Raw genomic sequence first — 14245 nt, 5'->3', positions numbered from 1 at the left:
ACCTCGCTGTGCCGCGCGTCACATCATTCACACTACGGACTTCCGGGGAGGCGGGTGCGTAACTTGGCGACCGTGGCCAACCCGCCGGACGCCGACAGCCGCGCGTGATCCTGGCGACCACCGACGACTGACTATCAGGTGACAGCCAACGACGCGTCGACGGCAGAGATGATCTCGCCCCAGATCTCGGACGAGGGATCTACGACGGCGAAATGGCCACCCGGTCCCTCGACCGAGGTGACCGAATCGCCTCCGGCCGACGCGGCGGCGTAGTAGGCCCGGCTGATCTCGAGCAGATTGGGGTCGTCGTCGACAGCGCTGACCACCAGCTGCGGGACTCCGAGTGGAAGCCTCGAGATCGGCGACGACGCCTCGTACGTATCGCGTGCGTCAGCAAATCGGGCACCGATCGCATTCGATACGGCACCTTCGCCGAGCCACCGCTCGTCGCCGACCCGCAGATCGAGAACGCCGGCGAGACTGACGGCAAGGGCAGGTGCTACCGATGTCCCGACGGAATCGGCGGCCAGTCGCAGTGCCAACTGGCCGCCCGCCGAGTGGCCCATCAGGACGATTCGAGACAGGTCCAGTGAGTCGGGTGCAGTCTTCAACGCAGCAAGCGCTGCCGCGACATCGCCGGTCATCGTGTCCCAGCCGTGCTCGTCGGGTCGACGGTATTCCACGTTCCAGGTGGCGTATCCGCGCTGGGTCAGGTCGACGGCCATCGCGTCCATCAGATCGAACTCCCACCGCGAACGCCAATATCCGCCGTGGATGAGCATCGCGACAGGAAAGGGGTCGTCGCCCTCGGGCAACCGCAGCTCGACGCGTTGCTCGGGGTGATTCCCATACTTCAGGATCGTTCCGGGATGGAAGCGGTGGAAGTACGCGCTGTCGATGGCAAACCGCAGACCGTCGAGACCGCGGCCGCGAATGTGAGTGCGGATGCCCGGCGATCTGTCCGGTGTGCACTGGCCCAGATCGACTCGAACCACACTGCTGTACGGAGACACGTCGATCGGGATCCCGTCACCGGGAACGACGATCGCCTCGTCGGAACCCGCTGCGGCGTCGACGATTCCGCCCGTCAGTCCTCGGGCCGACAGCGCCCTCGCGACCACTTCCTGCGCCGTCGCGAGATCGGCGAACACGCCGGGAGCGGCAACGATATCGAGGTGCGTCGAGGGGTGAGTCATCGCTTCACGCTACCCAGAACGGCGTCGACCGAGCCCGAGAATGGGTGTCCGGGCTCGGTCGAAAGACGATGTCAGTTGTCGACGGCCTCGTTCAGCTCACGCAGCCGGGGCAGGGCGCGGTTGGTCAGCAGGTCTTCACGGGTCTCGGCGGAGACGGCCATGCTGTCCTTCCACAGTGATCGGCCTGCCATCGCTCCGCGTGCACCGTTGGCGACGGCGATGCGGACCTGCTCGATGAACGTCTCGTGATCGACACCCGCCGACAGTACGGCCCACGGAACACCCTGTGCCGCTTCGGTAACGGCTGCGCAGGCCTCGGCAGAGCCGGGGTAGGGGAGCTTGAGTACCTTGGCTCCGCATTCGACGGAGATACGGGTGGAATCGGCGATGATCTTGCCGAAGCCGGCCTTGTAGTCCGCGTCCGATTCGTCCTCGAGCTTGTAGGTCAGGATTTCGACGATGAGCAGCAGGCCCTCGGCGGCGCAGGCTTTGACGAGATCGCGGATCTCCTCGGCGACGCGGGAATCGAGGCCCTGCTTCTCGGGGCGCATGTAGAAGAGCATCTTGGCGACATCGCCGCCGAGATCACGCACTACGCGGGGGGTGACGCCGTCGACGAAGCGGGTAAAGCGCAGACCATCGGTCTCCTCGAAGCCGGAGGCGTCCATGCCGACGACCAGGGCCGTGTTGCGTGAGAGCACACCGTCGTCGATGATCTTCGGCAGTGCCACCTCCGGGTCCAGCAGGATTGCCGGGGCGTGATTGCCGAGGTAGCGAACCAGATCGGCCTTGGCCTCGGCGAGTTGCTCGACGGTGATCGAGCCCGGTCCGTCGGTCGCGTCCTTCATGACCGCTTTCATCCCGTTGCGCTGATCACCGGCGACGATGAGCATGTTGCCGTCGGCGGTGGAGATGGCGGCCATTCCGCGACGTTCGAGGGTGGTGAGTTCGTTCATTGTTCTCTCCTGGTGATGGGTTGGGGTCGAGAGCGAGCGGGACAACGTTGTCTCACTGCAGAGATGTGGGCTCAGATTTCTATGAGCGTGAGTAGCCGTGCTGCGAACAACGCTGCGCCGTACGCGGTGTCCTGGGAGCGAGTCGAGACCGAGACGTCCGGCAGGACCTGCGCGCGGGCGTCTCGCACGCTTGTCATGCCCGCCCAGCCTCCGGTCAGCAACGTGGTCGTGGCCGGTGGCACCTCGGCGTCGAGCGCCGCGACGAGTCGCGCCACTTCATCGTTGCCGTGCAACAGAATCGAACGAAACAGCTCCGCCGAATCGATTCCGTCGGTGCGGATCGTGATGGACAGAACGCCGTCGTCGTTGCGGGCACCGGCCACGTCGATGCCGCCGTCGGTGAACGGGCCGCCAACAGGCAATGCGCGCACCCGCTCGTCCAGAAGGTCGCGCCCAGCTCGATCGCTGATGTCGCACAGTTGCAACGCCCGTCGCATCAGCAATCCGGTCTTGACTCCCGCCACGAGCACATGCTGTCCTGGAACCACGTGTCGGACCGAGTTGATGAAATGCTCGGCCAGCCTGCTGCGCGCAGCGGGAGTCAGTGGAGCGTCGAGCACTCGCAGCAGCACCTCGGCGGTTCCCATCGACACGTGATAGCGGTCGTGGGGGATTGCCCCACCCGATACCGCGGAGACCAGGTGGTCATGACCGGCCACGGTCAACCGTGCCCCCGCGATGGCGTCGGGTACGGCTGGCCCGGTCGCGAATCCCAGATCGGTTCCGGCGTCGGCCAGGGGTGGGAGGAACTCGGCCCCGACGCCCAAGTGCGTCAACATCTCCGTCCACGGCTCGCCGGTGTCCTGATCGAGCAGCCCGGTTCGGGAACTGAGCGAATAGTCCGCCACCGCGCGGCCGCCGAGGGACAACACGACGAACTCGGGCAGATTGAACCAACGCAGCCCGGCCAGGTTCAGGCCGTTGTCGCGAAGGTGCGCGATCTTGACCACCGATACCTGGACGCCGACTGGAAGGCCTGTCTTGCCGGCGAACCGGTTACGGAGATCCGGGGGTAGTGCGTCGACCTGTTGCTGCCCTCGGGGATCGAACCAGGCGAACGCAGGTGCTCGGACAACGTTGTCTTCATCGAGAAGGAAGCCCGTCTCACCCATTCCGGACACTGCGATCGCATCGATGCGCGACGCACCGTCACCGGTCACCTCCGGTAGTCGACGTGCGACGGCATCGAGCAACTGACCGACGGTGGACAGCAGATCCTCGGCGGCGAGGTCGGTGGTTCCGCCCGGGCCGTGGCGCCATGGGGTTGGACTCTGTTCGATGAGCAGTTCGGTGCCGTCCTCGTCCGTGACGAGGATTTTGACGCCGGTGCTCCCGAGGTCCAGTCCCGCAACAAGTCTGGGGTTCACGGATTTGGTCTCATTTCTGTACGGGTAGGGGAAGTGCATGCGAGAGTCTCTCCACCAGCGTGGTGGGTGTGATCTGTTGCTCCGGCTCGAGGTATGGATCGTCGAAACGCTGCACCAGGCGATCGAACGCCACGGTGCCGATGCGATACGGATCCTGGTCGATGCAGGTCACCGATGGGCTGACGGCGTCGGCGAGCGAGAAGTTGCCGAACGAGACCATCGCCACGTCGGTGCGGTCGATTTCGTGCAGCACCGACACCACGGCCGTGGCATGTCGGGCATTGGCGACGAAGAAGGCGGTCGGTGGATTGCGTAGTGCCAGAAGCTTCTTCACGACAGGTCGCACCGAGTCTGCGGCATGGGACACCGGGGGAGCGAGAGCGGCCTCGGGCTCGTGGCCGAGGTCGGTGAGGACGTCGAGATATGCCTGACGGCGCAACTGGGCGGTCTGTAGTCGATCATCGAAGCCGAGCAACGCAATTCGGGTGTGTCCGCTCGCGACCAACTTCTCGACAGCGCGCCGTGCGGCACCGTAATCGTCCACGATGACCGAATCGAATCCCTCGATCGAGCGGTCGATGGTCACCGTGGGCAGCGTCCGACGCCGAGGGACGAGGAAGTCGCTGTGATCGCCGACAGGCGCGAGAATGATGCCCCGCACGTGTTGGCCGGCCAATAGCGCCAGCTGATCACGTTCGCGCTGGGCGTCGAAACCGGTGCTGCCCACGATGACGGCCAGTCCGTGTTCGAGAGCCCTGTCCTCGACTGCACTGACCAACGATGCGAAGAAGACGTCGTCGATCGAGTCGACGATGATTCCGATGGTGTTGCCCGATCCTGATTTCAGCGAGCGCGCAGCCGAATTGGGGACGTAGTTGAGGGTCTGCACCGCGGCCTCGACGCGTTCGCGCAGTTCGGGCAGGACAGTGTCCACGCCGTTGACGACGCGTGAGACGGTCTTGAAGCTGACGCCCGCCAAGGCGGCGACGTCTTTGATGCTTGCGCGCTCGGTCACGTGAACTCTCGATCGGAGGAAGTGTGCCCGCTGTACTGCCACTGCGAGACAACGTTGTCTTGTATGATTGCCGCTATGCCTCGTGTCTGTCAAGACGTTTCCGTGATCGATCGGGATCAACTGCCGGTTCTTGTCGTCGCAGGTGCTGCGGGAAGCGGAAAGACCACCCTGGGGCGCGAGCTGGCGCGCAGCTTCGGCGTCCCCTTGCTCGATCTCGATACCCTCACCAATCCGCTTCTGGATGAACTGGATTCGATCACGGGCGGACCGCATTGGAACAGTGCCGGCCCGCATTCGGAACGAATCAGAGCAGGCCGTTACGCGGTGCTGCTCGCCGCCGCGCGCGACCTCGTCGAGATCGGTCAGCGGCCCGTCCTCATTGCACCGTTCACCCGCGAACTGGCTGCGGGTGCCGAATGGGATCGGCTGGTTTCGAGCGTGGCCCCGGCCGCAACGATGGTGGTGCACGTCGATGGCTCACCCGAACTGTTGGCCCGCCGACGTGCAGCGCGCGGAGCGGCGCGGGATGCTCGACGGCCGATGGATGCCCCGGCGGAGAAGCCGCTCGTTCCCCACCTACGGGTCGATGCGGAACTGTCGACTCTGCTGCAGGTCGACCTCGTCGGGCAGGCTCTCCAGGATCAGTCTCGGCGGTGATCGGTTCCAGGAGTGCAGGATCGACGTTCGATGAGCTCGACGCCGAGGATGTTGCGACGCTTGTAGCGTTTGCCGGGATTCTCGATTCGGCCCAGCAGCCGCTCGATGGCCAACCGGCCCAGCCGAGCGGGATTCTGATCGATCACCGTCACCGGGGGCATCACTGCGTCGGCAAGCGGGAAGTCGCCGAATCCTACGAAAGCCAAGTGCAGTAGCTCCATCTGCTGCAGCACGGGCACACATGCCATGGCCACGCGTGCGTTGGAGAGAAACAACGCAGTCGGTGGATCGTCGAGCGCGGTCAGCGCGGACAGAGCACTGCGCGCATCGTCGCGGTCGAGAACGCCGAGCGCAATGAGGGAATCGTCGAACTCGATTCCCCTCGCCTGCAACGACTCTCGATACCCCACCAAGCGATTGCGGCTGGTAGGAATATTGACACTGTCGCCGATGACAGCGATGCGAGTGTGTCCCAGTCGAAGCAGATGATCGGTCGCCAACACGGCCCCGCCGTGATCGTCGTCGACGAAGCTGTCGGCTTTGAGCCCGTCGGGAGCTCGGTCCACGAAGACCGTGGGGGTCTTGTCTATCCACCGTTCCAAATAGCCGTGATCGGCACCCGTCGGCGCGATGATCAGACCGCTCAACTGCTTGCGTAGCAGTGACTCCACCAGCGCCTGTTCCTGATCGCCGTCGTGGCCGAGGCTGGTGACGAGAACCGCCATGTCGTTGCCGCGGGCCCGTTCTTCGATCGCCCGGGCGATCGAAGAGAAGAACGGATCGTCGATGTCGGGCACGGCGACACCGATGGCCGCCGCCTGCCCGTTGCGAAACGACGTCGCCATCGTGTTCGGCACGTAGTTGAGTGACTCGAGTGCCTTGCTGACTCGCGCACGAGTATCGGGGTCGACATGCGGATCGTTGTTGTACACCCGTGAGACGGTCTTGGCGCTCACCTTCGCCAGCGCTGCGACATCTTGCATAGTGGTCATGATCTACCCCCGTTCGGTCGTACTCGTTCGGTCAGCGACTGGTGTATCCGCCGTCGACCGGCAACGACACCCCGGTCACCATGGAAGCATCATCGCTCAACAAGAAGGCAATCGGCGCGGCAATCTCGTCCTCGGTAGCCCACCGGCCCAGCGGCATCTGCGCCAGGAACGGCTCTTCGATCTCGGGGCGACCCCAATAGAACGCAGACATCTCGGTCATGACGACCGTCGGATTGACGCCGTTGACGCGAATGCCGTGGGGGCCGAGTTCGAGGGCCGAGACGCGAGTGATGTTGTCCAGTGCCGCTTTCGAGGAACCGTAGGAGACGTGGCCGGTCAACGCGACGAGACTGGCCTGACTCGACACGTTCACGATCGCACCGGCACCGGCAGCGATCATGGCCGGCGCGGTGTACTTGATGACCAGCAGGGCACCGCGCGCGTTGATCGAGATGACCTTGTCGAAGATCGAGATGTCGGTGTCCTGAGGGGTGGCGATCTCGCCGCCGAAACCGGCGCAGTTGACCACTCCGTACAGCTCGAGGCCCGCGACGGCCTCGCGCACACTGTCCTCGGAGGTCAGATCGAATGCCAGGGGAGTCGCGCCGGTCTCGGCGGCCAGTTGATCCAGTGCGTCGACCGACTGACCCGCGGCGACGACGTCTGCGCCATCGTGCACCAGTCGCCGAACGGTTGCCGAGCCGATGCCGCCACTGGCGCCTGTCACCAAGATCTTGCGACCGTCGAACTTCGCCATGAGGTCTACCTTCACTGTTTCCGAGTGGTCATGTCATCGATGTCATCGGTCCTCTTCGGCATTCGTATGTCATCGGTGTCATGGACGGTACCGCAGCGTCGATCTCCCGGCACGGAAATCGGCCAGTTCGGTCGTTGTGGCTGTTCAGGGGCATCGCCGGATGGTCGGATTCAGCCTTCCGGCTGCGGCGGCGAGGTGGTGGAGCGACGATGTCATGTCACCGGTGACATGAATTTTCGCGAAACACGTGACAATGCGAGTCGTGTGGGTCACACTCGTTAACACAGCGAGCGCCACAGGAGCTCGACCTGCCGCGCAAACCCGGTTCCCGGACCGTGCTGAACCGGCATCGGCGGGGGACATCCTTCCCCACCTGAAGACTTTTCACATTCGACCGAGGAGTATCCATGGCCACCGTTGCACCTGCTGCGACACCGATCCTCGAAGCGAGAGGATTGGCGAGGAGCTTCGGAAACGTGCGCGCCCTCGACGATGCCGACTTCGACATCTACCCGGGCGAGGTGGTCGCCCTCATCGGCGACAACGGCGCGGGTAAGTCGACGATGGTCAAGGCGCTCTCGGGTAGCCTCGCCGTCGACACCGGCGAGATCCTGTTCGACGGCACAGCAGTCGATCTCGACAGTCCCACGGTGGCAGCGGAACTCGGCATCGAGACGGTGTTCCAGGATCTCGCACTCGCTCCGCACCTCAATGCTCAGCAGAACATGTTCCTCGGCCGCGAACTGCCGGCGAAAGGCCTGCTGGGGCATCTCGGATTTCTCGACGTGGCGACCATGCGCAAGCAGTCCCAGGACGCACTCGACGAACTCGGTGCGACGGTTCGCAGCCTCACCGTCCCGGTCGGAGCCATGTCGGGTGGTCAGCAGCAGGCCATCGCGATCGCCCGCGCGGTGGCATGGGCCAAAGGCGTTGTGTTCCTGGACGAACCGACGGCGGCCCTGGGAGTGGTGCAGACCCGCAACGTTCTCGACACCATCCGCAGAGTCGCCGACCGCGGCGTGGCAGTGGTCTTCATCAGTCACTCGATGCCGCATGTCATCGAGGTCGCCGACCGCGTCCAGGTGCTGCGGATGGGCAAACGCGTCGCCACGCTCGATGCCAAGAACACGACCATGGAAGAACTCGTCGGTGCGATGACCGGCGCAACCACCGGAGCCACACGATGAGCAATCAGACGATCACCCCATCGCTCGAACCACTGCCTCCCGGCAACAAGCCGTCCCGACACACGTTCGACCTCGTCGAGTCGCTCGGAAAGTTGGCCCGGGTCCAGGTCTTTCAGATCGTGCTGGTGCTGGCGGCCATCTGCCTGGTGTTCTCGATCATGGCGCCCGGCAGCTTCCCCGAGTGGGGAAACATTCGCCAGATCATCCAGAACGTCTCCATCCTGGCCGTCCTCGGAATCGGCATGACCTTCGTCATCGTCACCAGCGGCATCGATCTTTCCGTCGGATCGGTCCTCGTGTTCTCCGGTGTCGTCTCGGCCAAGACGATGGCCGCGATCGGCGGCGACGGATGGGGAGTGGCCGCCATCGGAATCGTGGTGGCACTGTTCTGCGGCCTGTGTTGGGGATTGCTCAACGGGTTTCTGATCGGCAAGGCCAACGTGCCACCGTTGATCGTCACCCTCGGCACGCTCGGCGGCGCGCTCGGCCTGTCGCAGGTCATCACCGGTGGCGTCGATATCCGAGATGTACCACCGGTTCTGGTCGACACGATCGGCTACGGTAACTTCCCGGCCACCACCGTTCCGTTGATTTCGAGCATCGCGTTGGTGCTCGTGGTGATCTTCGGAATCGTGCTGCACCGCACCAAATTCGGCCTCTATACGTTCGCCGTCGGATCCAAGGAGCAGTCTGCTCGCCGGGTCGGCATCAAAGTCGACATGCACCTGGTCAAGGTCTATGCGCTCTCGGGCACTCTCGCCGGACTGGCAGGCATCCTGTCGCTGTCTCAGTACGGCACCACTGCGATCGCCGGACAGTCGCAGACCAACCTCAATGTCATCGCGGCCGTGGTCATCGGCGGAACGAGCCTCTTCGGTGGTATCGGAACCATGTTCGGAACCGTCGTCGGCTTGTTCATCCCGGCGGTCCTGCAGAACGGTTTCGTGATCGTCGGGGTTCAGCCCTTCTGGCAGCAGGTCGCCGTCGGCGCGGTGCTGATTGCCGCGGTCTACTTCGATCAGCGTCGCCGCGACGCAGCGAGCCGAGGCCAGTCGCCCAACTCGCTCAAGAAGCTCTGGTCCCGAGGGACCTAGTTCACCTCGTTTCGATCTTCCTTCCTTCAACCACCGACAAGAAAGTCGACCATGATCACATCACGCACCGCCGTCGTTGCACTGAGTGTCGCTTCGGCCTCCGCCATGTTCCTTGCGGGTTGCTCGTCCAACTCCGGAAGCGGTGACGGCAGCGGCAAGCTCGCATTCATCCAGGGCGTCAGCGGCGACGAGTTCTACATCAGCATGCAGTGCGGAATCGAGGCGGCCGCCGAGGCCGCAGGCGTCACCGTAGACACGCAGGGACCGGTCAAGTTCGATCCCACGTTGCAGAAGCCGATTGTCGATTCCGTCGTGGCATCGCGGCCATCGGCGATCCTGATCGCACCCACCGACGTCGCGGCGATGCAGGCACCGCTCGCTGCTGCAGCGAACGCGGGCATCAAGGTCGTCCTCGTCGACACCACCATCGAAGACCCGTCCATCGCGGTCTCGGCCATCTCGTCCGACAACAAGGGTGGCGGTGCCGAGGCATTCAATGCCATCGCGCAGCTCAACCCGTCCGGCGGCAAGGTACTCGTCATCTCCACCGACCCCGGTATCTCCACGGCCGACGCCCGAGTGGCCGGATTCGAGGAGGCAGTCGCGGCCAACTCCGCCTTCGACTACCTGGGCGTGCAGTACAGCCACAACGACCCGGCCGAAGCCGCGCGTCTGGTCTCGGCAGCACTGGCGAAAGACCCCGATATCGTCGGTATCTTCGCCGCGAACACCTTCGCCGCCGAGGGCACCGCAACCGGCGTCCGGCAGGCAGGTAAGCAGGACCAGGTCAAGATCGTCGGATTCGACGCCGGTCCGGCTCAGGTCAAGCAGCTCCGCGAAGGAACCGTGCAGGCGTTGATAGCCCAGCAACCCGACACCATCGGCACCGACGGCGTCGAGCAGGCCATGGCCGCGATCGACGACAAGCCGGTCACTGCAGACATCTCCACCGGATTCCACGTCATCACCGCCGAGAACATCGACGGTGACGGTGCGCAGTACGTCTACAAGTCGTCCTGCTGACCTCTGGTCCCTCGAACTGCGGTGGTGCTCCTGGTGGCAGCTGATGCCCGGGAGCGCCACCGCTCACCAGTCCGGCTCGAACCATCCGACCCGGGGAACCCGTCATAACCGCCTGCCGGAGCAGGCAGTGGGAGTCGGTCAACCCTTGTAGTACACCACCTGGTGGCTCGTGGCCAGCAACGTTCCAGTGTCGGTCCACAGTTCGGCCGTCTGATCGAAGTAGCCCCGATGGAACCGGCGCGCGCGAGCAGTACCGAGGACGTACCCGTCGGAGTGGTTGTCGAGATCCTCCGGTGTCGCGAAGTAGTGGGTCGTCAGCGAGATGGTGCCGGCCGGCACATAGCGACCGAGGCGCTGAAAGACCCTGGGGTAGAACACATCGCTGAGCGAGGTCAGTGCCGCGAAGTCCAACGGACGAGGTGGAGTGTCACGTATCCAGAGAGTCTCGGTCGAGTCCGGCGACTCCTGGTCGACGAGAGCGCCTGCCACGAAACGCATCTCGTAGTTCTGTGCCCAGGCAATCGCGTCGGGAAGACCGCCTCGGGGAGTGTCGGAGGGGGAGGGGACTGCCGGTGCCGGTGCCTCGGTGTCGTCCCATGTCTCGCGCCTCGTCCCGAACACCGCGGTAGCCGTGGTGGTGACGGCCCCGTCCTGGATGAGCTCGAGGTACCAGTGCTGATTGCTTCGGTTGGTACGCACCGGACGTGCCACGATGTCGAACTCGCCCTCGGCGACGGGACCGGCGAAGTTGACCGTCAGCGAGACCGGCGAACCGAGGCACTCGGGATGCAGCTCGATGGCACGAACGAACGTCGCGGCGGTGAGACCACCGAACGGGCCGACCATATTGTTGTACGGTGCCGACGTCCTACCGCGGTAGGTTCCGTTGCCGACGGTGTCGAGTGCCACTGCTGTGTCGAACGGATGCATTGGTTCTCCCGTGGGTGTCGATCGGCGTTCGTGCCGACTCAAACTATCCGGCTCCTCGGCTCGGGGCGCAGGTGGCTCCTCACGGAATAATGCGCTGCTGCCGTAGCTCGGCGACGATGCCCGCGAACATCGCCTCGGTGTCGACGAACCGATGAAAGCCCATGCGACGTGCCTTGGAACCGTCCGCTATGACGTCGTAGTCCCACGCGAACACGAAATCTCCGAAGGCCCAGGACGATACGTCGGAATACGGAATTTTCTGCAGTCCGTTCTCTGTGACGATCGAATCCCACAGCGGTTCCTTGTCTGCCATGACCTCGGCCAAGGACATCGGTAGCGGAGTTGCGGTGTCGAGGTCGAAGAGACCAGCGATGCGCGGCCACATCTCGCTCCAGCGAAACAGATCGCCGTTGGTGATGTTGAACGCCTGGTTGGCGCAGGCCGGCGTGGTGGCCGCCCATGCCGTTGCCTCCGCCAGTAGCGATGCATCTGTCATCTCGAGCAGAGCGTCGAAGGCACCGGCCTTGCCCGGGAACCGCATGGGTACGTTCAGCTTCGTGCACATGGTGGCGTACACGGCGATGACGGTGGCCAGATTCATCGGATTTCCCAGCGCGACACCGCACACCACCGACGGCCGGATGGCCGACCACGTCCATTGCTTACCGACTTGGTGCGTGTCGAGAAACTGCTGCTGATCGACGTTGAACTCGGGTGGCATGTGAGGCGGATCGGATTCGCGCGCGGGGGTTTTGAAGGGCCCCAGGTGCGCCCCGTACACCTTGTATCCCTGCATCAGACTCACGTGTTCGAGATTCGGCGAACTCTTCTCGATGGCTGTGACCACGTTGACGAGCATCGCGAGATTGGGGGCAACGAGTTCGGCCCAGGTCGTCCTCTCCTGGTAGGCGGCGTAGAAGATATGAGTGACGTCGGTCAAATCGGACAGCCGACGGTGGGTCTGGTCGGCGTCGAGCAGGTCCACCGCGATGTGCCGGACGCGTCCGCCGTCGATTCCACCGCGGCGTGAGAGCCCGACGATGTCCCAATCTCCTGTGTGCTGCAGATGATCGACCAGATTGCCGCCGATCACTCCGTTGGCTCCCACTACCACTGCTACGCCCGTCATGGCCCGCTCCTATCTGTACATCGCGATATTGCGATGCCACGATTAAACCACAGATCGGCATATCGCGATATTGATGTAGGGTGGACCGGTGGCTGACGAACTGGACCCCGCAGAGCTCACCGCAGTGTTCGGTGCGCTCAGCAACCCCGCGCGATTGGCGATCATGCGGTGGCTCAAGGATCCCAGCGATTTCCCGCCCCAGCTCGAACCCGCGGAAGACGTGGGAGTGTGCCTCAAACACATTCAGTCGAGGGCGGGTGTCTCCCAATCCACCGCCTCCCAGTACATGGCCGTGCTGCAACGCGCACAGCTGGTGACAAGCACCAAGATCGGCCCCTGGGTGCACTACAAACGCAACGACGAATTCCTCGACCGGGTGGCAGAAACGATCAAGACCGACTTGTGAAGCGGTCGATCGCTTGATCGACCGCGTCGATGGAAGAGTTCGCAGCCAGTGCCCGCTCGCGCAGCGTGCGCCGGTCGCTCGCGCGGGCGATGGCGCTCAGGTCGATGCGTTGCAGTAGCTTCTTCGTCACCGGCCGTTTGCTGTCCCAGAATGCCAGTGCAGCAATGAGATCGGTGGACTCCTGGCCGGTCAGCAGCGCATAGGCGACTGCGCAGGCCGTAGCGTCCTCGAACGGCAGGAGGTAAGTAGTGTCGTCGAACACCGCAGGTTTGCCGTTGTACGGGCCGACCATTCTGAACTGCGGAACCTTGTGGAATCCGGAGATTGCGATCTTGTACGGCGCAAACGTGTACGGCCCGACGCCGAAGATGCAGAACCGAGCGCGATTTCGGTAGATCGACGACTTTCGACCATCGAGTGCGATCGCGTTGTCGGTCAGATACTTCCACAGCTTCGGCGCACTGTCCGCCAACTGCGCGGTGTCGTCACCGGTGTGAGATTGCGGCACGATCATCCACCGCGACACCGCGCTGAGCTTGTCGCGATAGACGTCGGTGCATTTGAACAGCGGATACAGATAGTCGGCTTCGATGTCCACACCGGTTCCCAGTTTGGTTCGTGGGCCGTTGTTTTCGGTCAGTTCCATGACGGCAGACGCGTCGTGCTTGATGCCCTGACGCCATATCAGAGGACTTGGGCCGTCGAAGTGCTTGCTTCGCTCGTAAGCGTCGACATCCGCGACGAGTTGCCCGTCCACCACTCCGATTCTGCTGTCCGGTTGTGACGCATCGATGCTCGGAAATGCCTGCGCCGTGTAGTCGGTCATGCCCGGCCCGAGTTCCACGCTGAACCAGCATGCATCGACTCCCGCGGCGAACCACTTCTTCGCATCGATCATTCGTAGGCTCGAACCGGTCACCGGAAGCTGCCGTCGAGCGCAGTGCAACAGAATGTTTCGAGCCACCTGGGTCTTGCAGATCATCGCAATGGTCACCGGCCGGTCGCTGAACTCGGTGAGAAGTTTGACCCAGATGTATTCTGCGATATCGAAATTCGAGCTGCCAGTGATCGCGTCGATACCACGGACGTTGTCGGTGTTCGCGCGAGCTGGTCTGTTGCTCGAGCCCAGGACGGAGAGCTGAGAGTTGGTCACCCACGGTGGGTTGCCGACGACGAGCATCGGGCCCGGCTCCGACATCCACGCGATATCGCGAGCCAGATCGAAATCGAAGATCGAGGCGGTGACCACCCTGCCGAATGTCGATGCGGCCGCCGCATACTCGGGCTGGACTTCGATTCCGACGCGTTCGGCACCGGGGTGCTGTTCGCCGATGACCGACAGGAAGTTCCCGACGCCGCACGTGGGTTCGAGGACCCGAGCCCACCGTCGTCGAGGCAATGCGCTCACCAACGCGCGCGCCAACTCGATCGGGGTCTGGAAATCCCCGAACTCGTTGTTGGGCATCGGTGCCTCCG

Annotated in this window: 14 protein-coding genes; 5 read left to right on the top strand and 9 right to left on the bottom strand. The window is 63.7% G+C overall.

The window, feature by feature from the left end:
• Window positions 1–134: 134 nt before the first annotated feature.
• The 4 genes from J1M87_RS26705 to J1M87_RS26690 form a co-directional block, all read right to left on the bottom strand.
• Window positions 135–1196 carry an alpha/beta hydrolase gene (locus tag J1M87_RS26705; RefSeq protein ID WP_206492708.1) on the bottom strand — a complete coding sequence of 354 codons (1062 nt, stop codon included), beginning with the start codon at window positions 1194–1196 and terminating at the stop codon, window positions 135–137.
• 71 nt (window positions 1197–1267) lie between these two features.
• A complete protein-coding gene (locus J1M87_RS26700; protein WP_206492707.1) occupies window positions 1268–2152 on the bottom strand; it encodes a hypothetical protein in 885 nt (294 codons plus the stop codon).
• Between the two features lie 71 nt (window positions 2153–2223).
• Window positions 2224–3579, bottom strand: coding sequence for an L-fuculokinase (locus tag J1M87_RS26695; protein WP_206492706.1), 1356 nt, complete (start codon window positions 3577–3579; stop codon window positions 2224–2226).
• Window positions 3580–3589: 10 nt separating this feature from the next.
• On the bottom strand, window positions 3590–4594 hold the full coding sequence (locus J1M87_RS26690; RefSeq protein WP_206492705.1) for a LacI family DNA-binding transcriptional regulator: 1005 nt from the start codon (window positions 4592–4594) through the stop codon (window positions 3590–3592).
• A gap of 102 nt (window positions 4595–4696) precedes the next feature.
• On the opposite strand from J1M87_RS26690, the gene J1M87_RS26685 reads away from it, so the two are divergent.
• Window positions 4697–5251, top strand: coding sequence for an AAA family ATPase (locus J1M87_RS26685; RefSeq protein WP_206492704.1), 555 nt, complete (start codon window positions 4697–4699; stop codon window positions 5249–5251).
• Here the strand turns inward: J1M87_RS26685 and J1M87_RS26680 are convergent.
• Together J1M87_RS26680 and J1M87_RS26675 are read right to left on the bottom strand one after the other, a co-directional pair.
• Window positions 5236–6243: a LacI family DNA-binding transcriptional regulator gene (locus J1M87_RS26680; RefSeq protein ID WP_206492703.1), complete on the bottom strand. Its 1008-nt coding sequence runs from the start codon at window positions 6241–6243 to the stop codon at window positions 5236–5238. The two genes, J1M87_RS26685 and J1M87_RS26680, sit on opposite strands and share 16 nt — an antisense overlap.
• A gap of 31 nt (window positions 6244–6274) precedes the next feature.
• Window positions 6275–7000 carry an SDR family oxidoreductase gene (locus J1M87_RS26675; RefSeq protein ID WP_206492702.1) on the bottom strand — a complete coding sequence of 242 codons (726 nt, stop codon included), beginning with the start codon at window positions 6998–7000 and terminating at the stop codon, window positions 6275–6277.
• 407 nt (window positions 7001–7407) lie between these two features.
• On the opposite strand from J1M87_RS26675, the gene J1M87_RS26670 reads away from it, so the two are divergent.
• Genes J1M87_RS26670 through J1M87_RS26660 form a run of 3 tightly spaced genes read left to right on the top strand, consistent with a single transcriptional unit; the run spans window position 7408 to window position 10304 of the window.
• On the top strand, window positions 7408–8187 hold the full coding sequence (locus J1M87_RS26670; RefSeq protein ID WP_206492701.1) for an ATP-binding cassette domain-containing protein: 780 nt from the start codon (window positions 7408–7410) through the stop codon (window positions 8185–8187).
• Window positions 8184–9281, top strand: coding sequence for an ABC transporter permease (locus tag J1M87_RS26665; RefSeq protein WP_206492700.1), 1098 nt, complete (start codon window positions 8184–8186; stop codon window positions 9279–9281). The genes J1M87_RS26670 and J1M87_RS26665 overlap by 4 nt, the downstream gene beginning before the upstream one ends.
• Before the next feature lie 51 nt (window positions 9282–9332).
• The gene (locus J1M87_RS26660; protein ID WP_206492699.1) at window positions 9333–10304 is read left to right on the top strand and encodes an ABC transporter substrate-binding protein; all 972 of its coding nucleotides are present in this window, start codon (window positions 9333–9335) and stop codon (window positions 10302–10304) included.
• Between the two features lie 138 nt (window positions 10305–10442).
• Here the strand turns inward: J1M87_RS26660 and J1M87_RS26655 are convergent, their stop codons facing one another.
• The gene (locus J1M87_RS26655; protein ID WP_206492698.1) at window positions 10443–11234 is read right to left on the bottom strand and encodes an acyl-CoA thioesterase II; all 792 of its coding nucleotides are present in this window, start codon (window positions 11232–11234) and stop codon (window positions 10443–10445) included.
• Window positions 11235–11313: 79 nt separating this feature from the next.
• A complete protein-coding gene (locus tag J1M87_RS26650; RefSeq protein ID WP_206492697.1) occupies window positions 11314–12363 on the bottom strand; it encodes an SDR family oxidoreductase in 1050 nt (349 codons plus the stop codon).
• A 163-nt stretch (window positions 12364–12526) separates the two neighbouring features.
• Here J1M87_RS26650 and J1M87_RS26645 point away from each other — a divergent pair, with 163 nt between their 5' ends.
• The gene (locus J1M87_RS26645) at window positions 12527–12769 is read left to right on the top strand and encodes an ArsR/SmtB family transcription factor (protein ID WP_374222428.1); all 243 of its coding nucleotides are present in this window, start codon (window positions 12527–12529) and stop codon (window positions 12767–12769) included.
• Here J1M87_RS26645 and J1M87_RS26640 read toward each other — a convergent pair.
• Complete coding sequence (locus J1M87_RS26640) at window positions 12753–14234, bottom strand: SAM-dependent methyltransferase (RefSeq protein ID WP_206492695.1); 1482 nt, start codon at window positions 14232–14234, stop codon at window positions 12753–12755. The two genes, J1M87_RS26645 and J1M87_RS26640, sit on opposite strands and share 17 nt — an antisense overlap.
• Window positions 14235–14245 lie beyond the last annotated feature (11 nt).

The organism is Rhodococcus sp. KRD162 (genome assembly GCF_017168335.1).
Taxonomy (GTDB): Bacteria; Actinomycetota; Actinomycetes; order Mycobacteriales; family Mycobacteriaceae; genus Rhodococcoides.
Note: the sequence above shows the minus strand (reverse complement) of the source record. Positions and strands in the feature narration are given on the sequence as shown.